11 protein-coding genes, 1 tRNA gene and 5 pseudogenes are annotated in these 15,312 nt (G+C 68.7%); all 17 read left to right on the top strand.

Annotated features, from left to right (window positions below; all coding sequences use genetic code 11):
• Entirely contained in the window at window positions 1–426 is a 426-nt protein-coding gene (locus FRZ33_RS10940; RefSeq protein WP_146909625.1) for an MAPEG family protein, read from the top strand.
• The gene (locus FRZ33_RS10935; RefSeq protein ID WP_174754957.1) at window positions 423–671 is read left to right on the top strand and encodes an FAD assembly factor SdhE; all 249 of its coding nucleotides are present in this window, start codon (window positions 423–425) and stop codon (window positions 669–671) included. Before FRZ33_RS10940 ends, FRZ33_RS10935 begins: the two co-directional genes overlap by 4 nt.
• Window positions 631–1,089, top strand: a complete 459-nt coding sequence (locus FRZ33_RS10930) for a hypothetical protein (RefSeq protein ID WP_146909621.1) — start codon at window positions 631–633, stop codon at window positions 1,087–1,089. Before FRZ33_RS10935 ends, FRZ33_RS10930 begins: the two co-directional genes overlap by 41 nt.
• Before the next feature lie 5 nt (window positions 1,090–1,094).
• Complete coding sequence (locus tag FRZ33_RS10925) at window positions 1,095–2,339, top strand: lipoprotein-releasing ABC transporter permease subunit (protein ID WP_146909619.1); 1,245 nt, start codon at window positions 1,095–1,097, stop codon at window positions 2,337–2,339.
• Window positions 2,332–3,034: pseudogene (lolD, locus tag FRZ33_RS10920) on the top strand (lipoprotein-releasing ABC transporter ATP-binding protein LolD). The gene FRZ33_RS10925 and the pseudogene lolD overlap by 8 nt, the downstream one beginning before the upstream one ends.
• 111 nt (window positions 3,035–3,145) lie before the next feature.
• Window positions 3,146–5,416: a DNA internalization-related competence protein ComEC/Rec2 gene (locus FRZ33_RS10915; RefSeq protein WP_158637198.1), complete on the top strand. Its 2,271-nt coding sequence runs from the start codon at window positions 3,146–3,148 to the stop codon at window positions 5,414–5,416.
• Window positions 5,404–6,054, top strand: coding sequence for a MotA/TolQ/ExbB proton channel family protein (locus tag FRZ33_RS10910; RefSeq protein WP_174754955.1), 651 nt, complete (start codon window positions 5,404–5,406; stop codon window positions 6,052–6,054). The genes FRZ33_RS10915 and FRZ33_RS10910 overlap by 13 nt, the downstream gene beginning before the upstream one ends.
• On the top strand, window positions 6,051–6,473 hold the full coding sequence (locus FRZ33_RS10905) for an ExbD/TolR family protein (RefSeq protein ID WP_146909616.1): 423 nt from the start codon (window positions 6,051–6,053) through the stop codon (window positions 6,471–6,473). The genes FRZ33_RS10910 and FRZ33_RS10905 overlap by 4 nt, the downstream gene beginning before the upstream one ends.
• Window positions 6,474–6,562: 89 nt before the next feature.
• Window positions 6,563–8,223 (top strand): annotated as a pseudogene (msbA, locus tag FRZ33_RS10900) (lipid A export permease/ATP-binding protein MsbA).
• Window positions 8,224–8,231: 8 nt separating this feature from the next.
• Window positions 8,232–9,167, top strand: a pseudogene (gene lpxK, locus FRZ33_RS10895) (tetraacyldisaccharide 4'-kinase); the annotation flags it as partial.
• A gap of 42 nt (window positions 9,168–9,209) precedes the next feature.
• A complete protein-coding gene (kdsB, locus tag FRZ33_RS10890) occupies window positions 9,210–9,977 on the top strand; it encodes a 3-deoxy-manno-octulosonate cytidylyltransferase (protein ID WP_146910637.1) in 768 nt (255 codons plus the stop codon).
• A 23-nt stretch (window positions 9,978–10,000) separates the two neighbouring features.
• Window positions 10,001–10,468 carry a low molecular weight protein-tyrosine-phosphatase gene (locus FRZ33_RS10885; RefSeq protein WP_265468614.1) on the top strand — a complete coding sequence of 156 codons (468 nt, stop codon included), beginning with the start codon at window positions 10,001–10,003 and terminating at the stop codon, window positions 10,466–10,468.
• 25 nt (window positions 10,469–10,493) lie between these two features.
• Window positions 10,494–11,916 (top strand): annotated as a pseudogene (locus FRZ33_RS10880) (hypothetical protein).
• Window positions 11,913–13,721 (top strand): annotated as a pseudogene (uvrC, locus tag FRZ33_RS10875) (excinuclease ABC subunit UvrC); the annotation flags it as partial. The pseudogenes FRZ33_RS10880 and uvrC, both read left to right, overlap by 4 nt.
• A gap of 54 nt (window positions 13,722–13,775) precedes the next feature.
• A complete protein-coding gene (gene pgsA, locus FRZ33_RS16340) occupies window positions 13,776–14,336 on the top strand; it encodes a CDP-diacylglycerol--glycerol-3-phosphate 3-phosphatidyltransferase (RefSeq protein WP_174755028.1) in 561 nt (186 codons plus the stop codon).
• A gap of 72 nt (window positions 14,337–14,408) precedes the next feature.
• Window positions 14,409–14,484 (top strand) — tRNA-Gly (locus tag FRZ33_RS10870).
• Between the two features lie 253 nt (window positions 14,485–14,737).
• Window positions 14,738–15,046 carry a hypothetical protein gene (locus tag FRZ33_RS10865; protein ID WP_146909610.1) on the top strand — a complete coding sequence of 103 codons (309 nt, stop codon included), beginning with the start codon at window positions 14,738–14,740 and terminating at the stop codon, window positions 15,044–15,046.
• Window positions 15,047–15,312: the final 266 nt, after the last annotated feature.

Here is a 15,312-nt window from a genome sequence, read left to right as displayed (position 1 = left end):
ATGACCGCCGCGAGCAACCAGGCGCTGCTGATGCCGCTGCTGGCCATGGTCTGCCTGACCTTGCTGGTCTGGCTGCGGCTTTACATGGTGCGCATCCCGGAGATGCGCAGATCGCTCATCCATCCGCAGCAGCTGGCCGGATCGGCCGACAAGCACCTGCTCAAGGACACCCGCGCCAGCGACAACTTCATCAACCTGTTCGAAGTGCCGGTGCTGTTCTATGTGCTGGTGCTGGGCACGATGCAGGTGGGGCTGGCCGATGACGGCTTCATCGGACTGGCCTGGGCCTTCGTCGGGCTGCGCGTGCTGCACAGCCTGATCCAATGCTCCTACAACCGGGTGATGCACCGCTTCGCGGTGTATTCGCTGGCCACCGGCGTGCTGCTGGTTTACCTGGCGCGCCTGGCCTGGCTCCTGGCGGCGTGAGCGACGACGCCGAACTGCGCCGCCTGCGCTGGCGTTGCCGGCGCGGCATGCGCGAACTCGACCAGCTGATGCTGCGATATCTCGACGGCCGTTGGCCGGCGGCGGATGACGCCGAGCGCGGCGTTTTCCTGCGCCTGCTCGACACCGAGGACGATAAGCTCTGGCGCTGGTTCATGGGCCGCGAAACGCCGCAGGAAGCCGACCTTGACGCACTCGTCCACCGCATCCTCGACCTGCCGCATTGACTGGCGGCCTTCGCGCTGGCTGCTGGCAGGGCTGCTCGCGCTCGGGCTGCTGGCGGCGGTTTCGCTGCTGATGAGCGCCTTGCCGGGAGCGCCCGCCGTGCTGTCCTCACTTGCCGCGATCGCCTGGTCCGCCTGCCTGGCCTGGCGCGAAGGCCGGCGGTCGCCGATCGTGCTGGTGCTGGCCGGGCAGGAGGCTTCGGTCCAATGGAATCCGGACACGCCGCCGGAACCGTTGCTCGACACGCACTGGCACCTTCGGGGTCCGCTTGCCGTGTTGCGGGCCCGCGATCTTCGTGGCTGCCGCCTGACCTTCAGCTGGTGGCCCGACACCCTGCCACCCGCGACCCGACGCCAGCTTCGGCTGATCCGCGACCTCAGCTCCCGTTACGACAAACCGCTGCCTTCCGTGGCAGCCTAGGCCCCATGTTCCAGCCCCTGCCATTCTCGATCGGCCTGCGCTACCTGCGCGCCAAACGGCGCAACGGTTTCATCTCTTTCATATCGATGGCGTCGATCCTGGGCATCATCATCGGCGTCATCGCCCTGATCACCACCATCGCGGTGATGAGCGGCTTCCAGCAGGAACTGCGCGAACGCATCCTGGGCATGGTCGCGCATGCCACCGTATCCGGAATCGACGGCCCGCTTGAAAACTGGCCGCGGGCGATCGAGCTGGCCGGGCAGGACCCGCGCGTGCTCGGCGCTGCGCCCTATACCGAAACCGAATCGCTGCTGCAGGGGCGGCAGCGCCGCGGCGCCATCATTCGTGGCGTGTTGCCCGGACTGGAGCCGCGCGTCAGCGAGATCGCCGGCAAGATGAAGCAGGGCCGCCTGGACGACCTCAAAGCCGGCGAGTTCAACATCATCCTCGGCCAGGAGCTGGCGCTGATGCTTGGCGTCGGCCCGGGCGACGCGGTCAACGTGTTCGTGTCCGAAGCCACCGTCACGCCGGTCGGCGCACTGCCGCGGGCGAAACGTTTCACCGTGGTCGGCGTGTTCGAAGCCGGCGCGCAGGAATACGACCTCGGCCTGGCCCTGGTGCACCTGTCCGACGCCCAGCGCCTGGGCCGAATGGGCGAGGGCGTCACCGGCGTGCGCCTGAAACTGGCCGACATGTGGCAGGCCTGGCCGGTGGCGCGTGACCTGTCCGACAGGATGGACGGTTTCTACCGTGTGCGCGACTGGGGGCGCGACCACGCCAACTTCTTCCGGGCGCTGAAGATGGAGAAGACGGTGATGTTCATCCTGCTGTCGCTGGTGATCGCCATCGCCGCCTTCAACCTGGTGTCCTCGCTGGTGATGCTGGTGCAGGACAAGCAGTCCGACATCGCCATCCTGCGCACCCTGGGCATGTCGCCCGGCGCGGTGATGCGGGTGTTCATCGTGCAGGGACTGGTGATCGGCGTGGTCGGCATCTCCATCGGCGTGGCCGGCGGCGTACTGCTGGCCAGCAACCTCTCGCACGTGGTGCGGTTCGTCGAGGGCCTGGTCGGCGCCGAGCTGATGCCTTCCGACGTGTACTACATCAGCGGCGTGCCGACGGTGGTCCACGGCTCGGACGTGGCGATGGTCGCGGGCGTGGCCTTCGTGCTGTGCCTGCTGGCCACCCTCTATCCGGCCTGGCGTGCCTCGCGCACCGATCCGGCCACGGCGCTGCGTTATGAATGAGGCCACCGGCATGGATGTCGTTATCCGCTGCGAAGCACTGGGCAAGACCTACGAGGAAGGCGATCTGCGCACGCCCGTGTTCGACCGCCTCGATCTGCAGGTGCGTGCCGGCGAGACCGTCTCGATCGTCGGCGCTTCTGGCGCCGGCAAGAGCACCCTGCTGCACCTGCTGGGCGGCCTGGACCGGGCCAGTTCGGGCGAGGTGTACGTCACCGGCCAGCGCATGTCCGGCCTGGGCGAACGCGCCCGCGGCGAACTGCGCAACCGCGCGCTCGGTTTCATCTACCAGTTCCACCACCTGCTGCCGGAATTCACCGCGCTCGAGAACGTGATGATGCCGCTGCTGATCAGGGGCGAGAGCGTGGTCTCGTCGCGCAAGCCGGCGCAGGCGCTGCTGGAGCGCGTGGGTCTGGGCCATCGCCTGGGCCACAAGCCGGGCGAACTTTCGGGCGGCGAACGCCAGCGCGCCGCCGTCGCGCGCGCCCTGGTGACGAAACCCGCCTGCGTGCTCGGCGACGAGCCCACCGGCAACCTGGACGAAAAAACCGCCGCCGGCGTGTTCGAACTGCTGCTGGAACTGAACCGCGAGCAGGGCACCGCCCTGGTCATGGTCACCCACGATCGCCGCCTGGCGCAGCGACTGGATCGGACCCCAACTGACCCAGGGACAACTGCGACCCCTGCCGGCGGACTAGGTGCGGCCGGGGCCGGCCTTCGCGCCGACGCCCTTCGGACTGGCCACGGCGGCGGCGCTGCTTGCCGGCGTACTGCTGGTGCAGGGGTTTGCACACCTGCCGCCGAACGCCGTGGCGCTGGCATTGGTGTTCGCCGGCGTGCTGCTCTGGTCACGCACCGGCCTGGCACGATTGTCGGGAGGCTTCCTGGTCGGCATCGCCCTGGCCAGCCTGCACGGACAGGCTGCCTTGTCGCTGCGTCTTCCGACTGAATTGAACGGCGAGGAACTGGTGGTCGAAGGCCGCGTGCTCGGCCTGCCGGTCATCGAAACCGATGCCAGCCGCTTCGAGCTGCGGGTCACCCACGGCCAGGGCGCCGCCGCCGCACTCGTGGGCCGCAAGCTGCGACTGGGCTGGTACGTGCACCCGCCCGACACCGTGCCGCGGATCGAGCCCGGCAGCACCTGGAGACTGCGGGTGAAGCTGCGGCGACCGCGTGGCCTGGTCAATCCCGGTGGTTTCGATTTCGAACGGCGTGCGCTGGAACAACGCATCGCCGCCACCGGCCACGTGCTCGACCCGGACACGGCGCTGCGCCTCACGCCGGGGCAGGGCATCGATGCCATGCGCGGGGACCTGTCCGAGCGCATGCAGGCCGCGGTGCCGACACCGTCGTCGCGTTTCGTGACCGCACTCGGCCTTGGGGACACGCGCGGCCTGGACGACCACGACTGGCGTGTGCTGCGGGCCACCGGCCTGACCCACCTGATCGCCATCTCCGGTTTCCATGTCGGCCTGGTGGCGGGTTTCGGCGTGCTGCTGGCGCGTGGGTTCTATTGCGTGTTCGGTGCGTCCGGGCGGTATCTGCCGATGCCACAGGGCACCGCCGCGATGGCCCTGGTACTGGCGGCGGGCTATACCGCGCTGGCCGGTTTCGCCCTGCCGACAGTGCGCACGCTGCTGATGATCGCCGCCGTGCTGCTGGCACGGCTGCTGCGTCGCGCACAGGCGCCGTCGCAGACCCTGGCGCTGGCGCTGATCGCCGTGCTGCTGGTCGATCCGCTGTGCGTGCTGGCGCCGGGCTTCTGGCTCAGTTTCCTGGGCGTGGCCTGGCTGATGTGGTGCCTGCCGGCCGTGCGTGGCGAAGGCTGGCTGCGTCCCTACCTCAAGTCGCAGGGCATCGCCGTGCTCGGCCTGCTGCCGCCCAGTGTCTGGTTTTTCAGCCAGGCCTCGCTGCCGGGGCCGCTGGTCAACCTGATCGGCATCCCCTGGATCAGCCTGGGCGTGGTGCCGCTGTGCCTTCTGGGCATCGCCCTGTCGCCGCTGTGGGAAACCGGGGCGACGGCGTGCTGGCAGGCCGCGGCATGGCTGATGGAACTGCTCTGGAGCGGCATGGAACAGGTGACCGCGTGGCCTTCCGCCCTGGTCTGGTTGCCCGAACCCGGCCTGCCGGCGATCGTGCTCGCACTGCTGGGCGCGTTCTGGTTGCTGCTGCCGCGCGGCGTGCCTGGCAAGGCGCTGGCCGCGATGCTGTTCCTGCCACTGCTGTGGCCGCGCCTGGATCGCCCCGCCCACGGCGAGGTCGACCTGTGGCTGTTGGATGTGGGCCAGGGGCTGTCACTGCTGGTGCGCACCCGTGAACACACGCTGCTGTACGACGCCGGTCCAGCGATGGCGCGCGGCCTGGACCTGGGCGAAACCGTCGTGGTGCCCGCGCTGCGTGCGGTCGGCGTGGGACGACTGGACCGGTTGATGCTCAGCCACGGCGACAACGACCATGCGGGCGGCGCGGGTGCCGTGCGCGCGGCCTTCCCGCAGGCCCATGTATCCGCGCCGCCGGGCTGGGCCACGCCGGGCATGACGGAATGCGAAGACGGCCAGTCCTGGGAGTGGGACGGCGTGTCGTTCACCGTGCTGCATCCGCCACGCTATTTCCCGTACCAGCGCAACGAGAGTTCCTGCGTGCTGCGCATCGGGACGACCGGGGCTAGCGCGCTGCTGCCGGGCGACATCGGCCGGCACGTCGAGGCGCGGTTGATCCGGCGCCCCCGGAACAGATCGCGGCCGATGTGCTGCTGGTCCCGCACCACGGCAGCGACACCTCGTCGAGCCTGGATTTCCTCGCCGCCGTGCGGCCACGGGTGGGGCTCGCTGCCACCGGCCACGACAACCGCTTCCGTCTGCCGAAACCCGTGGTCCTGGGTCGCTATGAACGTTATCGCGTCGAACTGCACGACACCGCCGGCAGCGGCGCGATCCACATTCGCCTGGGGCAGGGCGGGGTGGGCCCGGTGGGGCGCCTGCGGCTGGATCGCCGGCGATACTGGCGCGATGCCGGCCCGGACGGCACAGGCTATGCTATCGGCAGTTCTGAACCAGACAGGTGAGGCGTGCTCGAACTGATCAAAGCCGGCGGCTGGGTAATGCTGCCGATCCTCCTGTTGGCCGTGCTGGCGCTGGCCATCATCCTGGAACGTTTCTGGAGCCTGCGCCGCCGCGAAGTGCTGCCACCCGGGCTGGGCGAGGAGGTGCGGGAATGGGCCCGGGGCCGCGCCCTGGACCCCAAGCACATCGACGTGCTGCGGCGGAACTCGCCGCTGGGCGAACTGCTGGCCGCCGGCCTGGACGTGCGGCACCGCCCGCGCGAGATCATCAAGGAGCGCATCGAGGACGTCGGCCGCCATGTCGCGCACCGGCTCGAACGTTTCCTCAACACCCTGGGCACGATCGCCGCCGTGGCGCCGCTGCTGGGCCTGCTTGGCACCGTGTTCGGCATGATCGAGATGTTCCTGGACATCCTCACCGCCGGCGTCGGCGACGCCAACCGCCTCGCGGGCGGCATCGGCCAGGCCCTGATCAGCACCGCTGCCGGCCTGTGCCTGGCGATCCCGGCGCTGATGTTCCACCGCTACCTGCGCGGCCGCGTCACCGGTTACGTGGTGGACATGGAAAAACAGGCGACCGCGCTGCTGGACGCACTCGACGAGGGCGCCTCGCCGCCGCCGGCCAAGGCGGTGCGCGCCAAGCGGGGTGAGGCATGAGGCTCAGTTCGGGCCGCGTACCCGACGAACCGGAGATCAACCTGGTCTCCCTGATCGACGTCGTGTTCTGCCTGATCATCTTCCTGGTCGTCACCACCACCTTCGACCACCGCTCGGCGCTGAAACTGGTGCTGCCGCAGTCGCAGGCCAATTCGGACGTGGATCCGGGCGAGCCGCTGACCCTGCTGGTGGACGCCGAGGGCCGCTTCTTCATCGGCAACAACGAAGTGCTCAAGCGCGACGTCGCCTCGCTCAAGGAGGCGATCGTGCGCGTCGCCGGCGACGACCGCCAGCGCCCGGTGGTGCTGCGCGCCGACGCCCGCACCCCGCACCAGTCGGTGGTCACGGCGATGGACGCACTCGGCCAGGTCGGCTTCAAGAAGATATCGATCGCCACCACCCCCGAGGCCAGGCCTTGACCACCGAATCCTCGGCCTGGGCGATCTACAGCCGGCTGCTGGGACGGGCACGGCGTTACTGGCCATTCCTGGCGGCGGCCTTCGTCGGCATGCTGTTCGAGGCCGGCGCCGCCGGTGCGTTCACCGCGCTGATGGAGCCGATGGTCAACGAAACCTTCGTCGCCCGGAACCCGGAGGTGCGCTGGTCGTTGCCCGCCGCCATCGTCGGCATCTTCCTGCTGCGCGGCATCGCCACCTTCGCCACCGACTACGGCATGTCGCGGGTCGGCCGCAGCGTGGTGCGCGACCTGCGCGAATCGGTGATGGGCAAGTACCTGCGCCTGCCCAGCACCCGCTTCGACCGCGAGCCGGTCGCGGCCATGGTCTCGCGCCTGAACTACGACACCGAACAGGTGGCCCAGGCCAGCAGCGATGCCATCAAGGTGATCCTCACCGACACCCTGACCATCCTGGTGCTGCTGGGAGTGATGTTCTACAACAGCCCGCGCGTGACCATCGTGATGCTGGTGGTGGCCCCGCTGATCGCCGGCATCTCGGCCGTGGTGGGCCGCCGTTACCGTCGCATCAACCGCGGCATCCAGGACGGCGTGGCGAACATGGCCCAGGTCGCCGAACAGGCGCTGTCGGCCCAGCAGGAAGTGAAGATCTACGGCGCCCAGGCCTCGGAACTCGGGCGATACCGCAGCCTGATCGACCGCAACCTGCGCCTCGGCGTCAAGGTCGATTCGACCCGCGCCGCCGCCTCGTCGGTGGTGCAGATGCTGGCGGCGGTCGCGCTGGCGGTGATCCTGCTGGTCGCCGGCACCGAGGCGGCCCAGGCCGCATGACCGCGGGCAGCTTCGTGGCCATGCTCTCGGCGATGATGGCAATGCTGCCCTCGCTCAAGCGCATCACCAACGTGCAGAGCCTGGTCCAGCGTGGCGTGGCGGCGGCCGAGCGGCTGTTCGCCATCCTCGACCAGCCGGACGAGGCCGACACCGGCACGATGCCACTGCTGAGCACCCGCGGCGAGATCGAATTCCGCGACGTCAGCGTGCTGTACCCGGGGCAGGACAACCCGGCGCTGGACCATGTGTCCTTCCGCGCCGCGCCAGGTACGGTCACCGCCATCGTCGGACGCTCGGGCAGCGGCAAGTCCACCCTGATCCGGCTGCTGCCACGCTTTTACGAGGCCAGCGCCGGCACCGTGCTGATCGACGGCGTGCCGGTACAGGATTTCCGTCTGTCCGACCTGCGCCGCCAGATCGCCCTGGTCGGCCAGCGGGTGATGCTGTTCGACGATTCCATCGCCGCCAACATCGCCTACGGCCAGACTGAAGGCATGGACGAGGCCCGCATCCGCAAGGCCGCCGAAGCCGCCAATGCCACCGAATTCATCGACCGCCTGCCGGGCGGCATGGACGCCGGCATCGGCGAGAACGGCGGCCTGCTGTCCGGCGGCCAGCGCCAGCGCCTGGCGATCGCACGCGCCATCCTCAAGGACGCGCCGATCCTGATACTGGACGAAGCCACCGCGGCACTCGACACCGAATCCGAACGACTGGTTCAGGACGCGCTCAACCGCCTGATCCCCGACCACACCACCCTGGTGATCGCCCACCGCCTGTCCACGGTCGAACACGCCGACCAGGTGCTGGTGCTCGATGCCGGCCGGCTGGTGGAGCAGGGCACGCACGTCGAGCTGCTGGCGCGCGGCGGCCTGTATGCGCACCTGCACCGTATGCAATTCCGCGAGCCGGAGGCCGGGTGAAAGCCGGGCTGGAGCGCTGGCTGCTGCGGCGCTGGTACGGCGGCGTGGCGCCGGGCCCCGGCCTGCGGCTGTTGTCCCTGGTCTATGCCGGCGTGCTGCGGCTCGACCGGGCGCTGTACCGGCGCGGCCTGCGCAAGGTCCACCATCTGCGGGTGCCGGTGATCGTCATCGGCAACCTGGTCGCCGGCGGCACCGGCAAGACCCGCTGACGATCGCGCTGGCCCGGGACCTGTCCGCCCGCGGCTGGAAACCCGGCATCGTCAGCCGCGGCTACGGCCGCCGTTCGCAGGAGCCGGTGCGGGTCTTGCCGACGCTGTCCGCCGAGGTCTGCGGCGACGAACCGCTGCTGATCGCCCGCCAGACCGGCCTGCCGGTGTTCGTGGACCGCGACCGCGTGGCGGCGGCGCGCCGGCTGGTCGCCGAAGGCTGCGACCTGATCATCGCCGACGACGGCCTGCAGCACCGCCGGCTCGGCCGCGACCTGGAGATCGAAGTCATGGATGGCGAGCGCCGCCACGGCAACGGCCGGCTGATACCCGCGGGCCCCCTGCGCGAACCGGCGGGACGGCACGTGGACATGCGCGTGGTGAACGGCGGCGATGGTGCCGCGGAGGCCGATGGCACCTGGCGCATGCGCCTGGTGCTGGCCGACGCGGAGCCGCTGGGGGTGGCGCACCGCAGCCGCTGTCCCGTTTCACCGGCATGCCGGTGCACGCCGTCGCCGGCATCGGCAACCCTTCGCGTTTTTCGCTTCCCTGCGCGCCGCCGGCATCCACCCGATCGAACATCCCTTCCCGGACCACCACGACTTCGTTGCCGCCGACCTGGCCTTCACGCCGCCCGCGCCGCTGTTGCTGACCGGCAAGGATGCGGTGAAATGCGCGGAATTCGCACTGCCCCAGGCCTACGCCGTGCAGGTGCGGCCCGAACTGCCCGACGGTTTTTCACCGCCGTGTCCGAACGCCTTGCCGACTGGAGCTGCGCCCGTGCCGCACACTGATTTCATCGTCGCCATCCCCGCCCGTCATGGTGCCTCGCGCCTGCCGGGCAAGCCGCTGCGCCTGATCGCCGGCACACCGATGGTGGTACACGTGGCCCGCCGCGCCCTGGCGGCCGGGGCGAGCCAGGTGGTGGTGGCCACCGACGATCCCCGCATCGCCGACGCGTTGTCCGGCGAAGCGTTGACGGTGTGCATGACCCGGCCCGAACACGCCTCCGGCACCGACCGTCTGGCCGAATGCGCCGACCAGCTGGGCTGGGACGACCAGCAGATCGTGGTCAACCTGCAGGGCGACGAGCCCTTCGCGCCGCCGGAAGGCATCCATGCGGTGGCCACCGTGCTGGCGGCGGGCCAGGCACAGATGGCGACGCTGGCGACCACGGTCGAGGACACCGACACGCTGTTCGACCCGAACGTGGTGAAACTGGTGCGCGACGTCCATGGCCTGGCGCTGTACTTCAGCCGCGCGCCGATCCCCTGGCAGCGCGACCGGTTCGCGCGCGACCGCCTGGGGCCGGTGGGCGAGGGCGTGCTGCGCCACATCGGCATCTACGCCTACCGTGCCGGATTCCTGCGCCGCTTCGCCGCGATGCCGCCGGGCCGGCTCGAACAGCTCGAAGCACTGGAACAACTGCGGGTGCTGGAAGCGGGTTACCGCATCGCCGTCGGACTGAGCCCCGTGCCGTTCCCGCCTGGTGTGGACACCGAGGAAGACCTTGCCCGTGCCGAGGCCCGGCTCCTTGGCTTTAAATAGCTTCAATAAAGTCATATAAAGCATTGAATATATTGTTTGTTTGCATGGGAAACATCTGCCGCTCGCCGCTGCTCGAAGGCTGGGCGCGACAGGTACTGGCCCAGGCCCGCCATCCCGCCGTGGCGGGCCTGGATTCGGCCGGCACGGGCGACTGGCATGTCGGCGACGCGCCGGATCCCCGCGCCATTGCCGTGGCGGCGCGTCATGGCGTGGATATCTCCGCGCAGCGTGCCCGGGTGGTGGTGCCGGAAGATTTCCAGCGCTTCGACCTGATCCTGTGCGCCGACCGCCGCAACCTCACCGCGCTGCGCACATTGGGCGGCCAGGCGGCGAGTGGGCGCATCGCACTCGCGCTCGACTGGAGCGGTGTGGCGGGCGGCGGTGACGTGCCCGATCCCTACACCGGCACCGCCGCCGATTTCGAACACGTGAACATGCTGGCCCGCGAAGTGGCGCACGGCCTGCTGCGCCGCCTGCCGCCGCAGGCATAATGCCCCGACCTCCGGAGCCGAACCCATGTCGCAGGCCGCCACCGCCGCTCCCGAACTGCTGCCGAGCCTGCAGTGGCTCAACGCCGAGCCGCAGGCCATCGCCGGCCATCGCGGACGCGTGCTGGCCCTGGTGTTCTGGAACGCCAGCTCGGCCTACTGCCACAACCTGATCGACGAGCTGGTGCGGCTGCAGGCGCGTTTCCCGCTCGGCCTGTCCCTGGTCGGCATCCACCAGCCCAAGTTCGATTCCGAACTCGATGGCCGCCTGGTGCTCAAGACCGCCAACCGCCTCGGCGTGCCGTTCCCGGTGGCGAACGACCGTGCCTGGACCACCTGGCAGCACTACGGCATCCAGTCCTGGCCCTCGGTGGCGCTGATCGACACCCGCGGCCGCCTGCGCCAGGTGCTGGCCGGCGACCACCAGGGCGCGGCGCTGGACGCCGCCATCACCAACCTGATCGACGAAGTGGGCGGCGCCGTGGTGCCCGCCCAGCCCGGCCGCCGCAGCGGCGCCGAACCGCGCCTGCCGCTGGCCTTCCCCTCGGGCCTCGCGGTGGGCGAGAACCATCTCTACGTCGCCGACACCGGCCACCACCGCATCCTCGAATGCACGCATTCGGGCCGCATCCTGCGCGAGTTCGGCACCGGCCACGGCGACCTGGTGGACGGTCCGCCCGAAGACGCCGCCTTCCGCAATCCACGCGGCCTGTGCCTGGTGCGCGAGGCGCTGTACGTCGCCGATACCGGCAACCATGCCCTGCGCCGCATCCGGCTGCTCGACGGCGCGGTCGAGACCGTGCTCGGCAACGGCCGTCCCGGCCAGGTGCGCGAAGGCGCCAATGAAGCGGCGGCACGGTTGCCCCTCAACCAGCCCTGGGATGTCACCGGCAGCCAGGACCGGCTGTTCATCGCGATGGCCGGCAGCAACCAGATCTGGGAATACGATCTTTCGCAGACCCGTTTGAAGCTGCTGGCCGGCAGTGGTGAGCTCGGCATCCTGGATGGCCCGGTGCGCAATGCGATGTTCGCGCACCCCGCCGGGCTGGCGCAGGTGCAGCAGACGCTCTACGTCGCCGACTCGGCCACGTCGGCGATCCGCGCTGTCCAGATCACCCAGGCAAGTCCAGACCCTGGTGGGGCAGGGCCTGTACGAATTCGGCGAACACGACGGCCAGCGTCGCGACGCCCGCATGCAGTTGCCGATGGCCCTCGCCCTGGACCCCGGTTCGCCGCTGCTGTGGGTGGTGGACAGCTACAACGGCAGCCTGCGCAAGCTGCGCCTGGGCGGCGGCGAGATGAGCACGCACGACTTGCCGCAGCCGCTGGACCAGCCCGGCGCACTGGCGGCCGGCGCCGGCTCCCTGTGGATCGCCAACAGCGGTGCCCACGAAGTGCTGCGCTATGACCTGGGCAGCGGCAAGCTGGGCCGCCTGCCGATCGGCGAATGAAGCCGGACGACCGTACCGCCACGCCTTTCGACGGCAAGGCCTTCGTGCGCGACCTGACGCCCGCGCCGGGCGTGTACCGCATGCTGGGTGCCGACGGGGCGGTGCTCTACGTCGGCAAGGCCGCGTCGCTCAAGAAGCGCGTCGGCAGTTATTTCCTCAAGGACCTGCCGTCGCGGCGCATCGCCCTGATGGTGGCGCAGATCGCCGCCATCGAAGTCACGGTGACGCGCACCGAGGCCGAGGCGCTGATCCTGGAGAACCAGCTGATCAAGTCGCTGCGGCCGCGTTACAACGTGCTGCTGCGCGACGACAAGAGTTACCCGCACATCCTGCTGACCGACGAGACCTGGCCACGGCTGGGTTTCCACCGCGGGCCACGTTCGCTGCCGGGACGTTATTTCGGGCCATACCCGAGCAGCGGCGCCGTGCGCGAGACGCTGGACCTGATGTTCAAACTGTTCAAGCTGCGCAGCTGCGAAGACAGCGTTTTCCGCAACCGCAGCCGGCCCTGCCTGCAGCACCAGATCGGCCGCTGCAGTGCGCCCTGCGTCGGCCTGGTGGCGACCCGCGACTACGACGCCACCGTGCGCCGGGCGGCGTTGTTCCTCGAGGGCCGCAGCACCGAACTGGTGGACGAACTGGGCCGGTCCATGGAGGAAGCCAGCAAACGCCTGGATTTCGAACAGGCGGCGCTGCTTCGCGACCAGATAGCCGGCGTCCGCAAGATCCAGGCCCGCCAGTACGTCGAGGGCGAGCAGGTGGAGATGGACGTGCTGGCCTGCGTGCTCGAACAGGGCGCGGCCTGCGTGCTGCTGATGGCCTTCCGCAACGGCCTGAACCAGGGCACGCGCAGTTTCTTCCCCAAGGCCAATGGCGCCGAGAGCGCCGAGGAAGTGCTGGGCGCCTTCGTGGCCCAGTACTACCTGGAACAGCGGCCACCGCGCGAGGTGGTGCTGAGCCATGCGATCGCCGATGTCGAACTTCTGACCGAAGTGTTCACGGCCCAGGCCGGGCGCAAGGTCGAGATCAAGACTTCGGTGCGCGGCGAGCGGGCGCGCTACCTCGACATCGCCCGCCAGAACGCCGCCCTGGCGCTGGCGACCGACCTCGCCAGCAGCGCCAGCCAGCGCGCGCGGCTGGCGTCGCTGCAGGAGCTGCTGGAACTTTCCGAACCGCCCAAGCGCATCGAATGTTTCGACATCAGCCACACGATGGGCGAGGCGACCGTCGCGTCCTGCGTCGTGTTCGACGCGGAGGGCCCGGTGCGCGGCCAGTACCGGCGCTTCAACATCACCGGCATCGAACCCGGCGACGACTACGCCGCCATGCACCAGGCGCTGGAACGCCGCTTCAAGCGCGGGGTGGAGGAGGGCGTGCTGCCCGACCTGCTGTTGATCGACGGTGGCGCCGGCCAGCTGTCCCAGGCCCGTGCCGTGCTGGATGAGCTCGGCGTACAGGGCGTGGCCATGGTCGGCGTGGCCAAGGGTGAGGCGCGGCGTGCCGGCCACGAGGCGCTGGTGCTGCCCGACGGGCGCGAACTGCGTCCCGGAGCCGCATCGCCCGGCCTGCAGCTGGTGCAGCAGGTGCGCGATGAAGCGCACCGCTTCGCCATCACCGGCCATCGCGGCAAACGGCAGAAAACGCGCGAGACCAGCCGCCTGCAGGACATCCCCGGCATCGGCCCGCGCCGGCGTGCCAGCCTGCTCAAACATTTCGGCGGGCTGGCGGGGCTGAAGTCCGCCGGCATCGAGGAAATCGCCCGCGTCGAGGGCGTCAATGCGGCCCTGGCCCAGCGCATCTACGCCGCGCTGCACGGACTTGAGCCACAATCCCCCAGAACGAGTCCTGACGGGAACCCCGTGACCCTGACCATTCCGACCATGCTGACCCTGTTCCGGATCGTGCTGATCCCGGTGCTGGTCATCGTTTTCTACCTGCCTTACGGCTGGACCAACATCGCGGCGGCGGCGATCTTCATCTTCGGCGCCATGACCGACTGGCTCGACGGCTGGATCGCCCGGCGTTACGGCATGTATTCGGCCTTCGGCGCGTTCCTCGATCCTGTGGCGGACAAACTCACCGTGGCCTTCGCGCTGCTGCTGGTGGTCGAACGCCACGACACGCCGTGGATGGCGCTGCTGAGTGCCATCATCATCGGCCGCGAGATCACCATCTCGGCGCTGCGCGAATGGATGGCGCAGATGGGCGCGCACGGCCTGGTGAAAGTCGCGGGGCTGGGCAAGCTCAAGACCATCGTGCAGATGACCGCGATCAGTTGCCTGCTGTTCCAGGAGGACCTGTTCGGGCTGCCGGTATTCCACATCGGCGAATGGCTGCTGGCGATCGCCGCGGCGCTGACGCTGTGGTCGGGTTTCGACTACCTGCACGCGGCCTGGCCGACCATGCGGCGCAAGGGCTGAACCGGGGCCCGGCAAAATCCGTGCCGGGGTGTTGACACCCATGGGGCCGTTCCCCCAAAATGCGCGTCTCTTGCGGGAATAGCTCAGTTGGTAGAGCACGACCTTGCCAAGGTCGGGGTCGCGAGTTCGAGTCTCGTTTCCCGCTCCAGTTCCAGACAAAACCCCGCCCGCCGGGGTTTTGTTTTTTCAGGCGGTGGCAACCGCCGCCGGACGCGCTAAGCTTCCGGCAACGCTTCCCGGCCGGGTGGCAGAGTGGTTATGCAGCGGACTGCAAATCGATATAAATCAACGTTTAATCAATGACTTATAGCGACTGTGCCTAACATTGGCTTGGCGATTGAGCAGTCGGTAACCGGCCGGAAGCTTGGCTATCTAGAAGCCAAATAGGGCGAGTCAGTTGCATGGACGACAAGAAGCTCCGTCTCTTAGCATTTGCCCTCGGCTCACTCATCACGCTCGCGATGCTCCTGTTGGAGTCGAGGCCGTGGAGTCGCTTCGGCATCTTCACCTCAGAGATTCACTACACAATCTCCTACGCTTTTCTGCACGACTTTGCGGCGTTGTTTGATCGCCCGCCCTATTCATTTCCGGCGTTGTACCGTGCTTCATTGTTTCTCTGGCTCTGCTGCCTTGGGGTTGGTGTCACCGTGTCGTGGCGTCTGAGAGGTGTGGTTGCCCGTCATTTGAATAAGGCGTTTGAAGCAGTCTAGCGACAGAGGCCTGAGCTTCAGATAATTCCATCTGGCGAGTTCATTGGAGAAGCTATGGTCACGTTTGAAGAAAGAGACCTTCTAGGTGGCTGGTCCCTTGCAGTCCAGCGTTCGGGAGTGACGCTTGGCCACATTCGGAAGCATGCCGACAACAGTGGCTATGCGTATTTCAGTGGCCCCGACAATCGCTTGAGTCCAACGATGGAGGAGGGGGACCTGGCCCTCCTAAAGAAGAGAGTCGAGCTGTCGCTCCGGTGACCTCAGCA

The organism is Arenimonas daejeonensis, from assembly GCF_007993735.1.
GTDB classification, from domain to species: domain Bacteria; phylum Pseudomonadota; class Gammaproteobacteria; order Xanthomonadales; family Xanthomonadaceae; genus Arenimonas; species Arenimonas daejeonensis.
This window is presented reverse-complemented; position numbering and strand designations above follow the sequence as displayed.

Coding starts and splice junctions, on each gene's coding strand:
- FRZ33_RS10865 (WP_146909610.1), top strand. CDS start 14,738: ATGGACGACAAGAAGCTCCGTCTCTTAGCATTTGCCCTCGGCTCACTC.
- FRZ33_RS10940 (WP_146909625.1), top strand. CDS start 1: ATGACCGCCGCGAGCAACCAGGCGCTGCTGATGCCGCTGCTGGCCATG.
- FRZ33_RS10925 (WP_146909619.1), top strand. CDS start 1,095: ATGTTCCAGCCCCTGCCATTCTCGATCGGCCTGCGCTACCTGCGCGCC.
- FRZ33_RS10905 (WP_146909616.1), top strand. CDS start 6,051: ATGAGGCTCAGTTCGGGCCGCGTACCCGACGAACCGGAGATCAACCTG.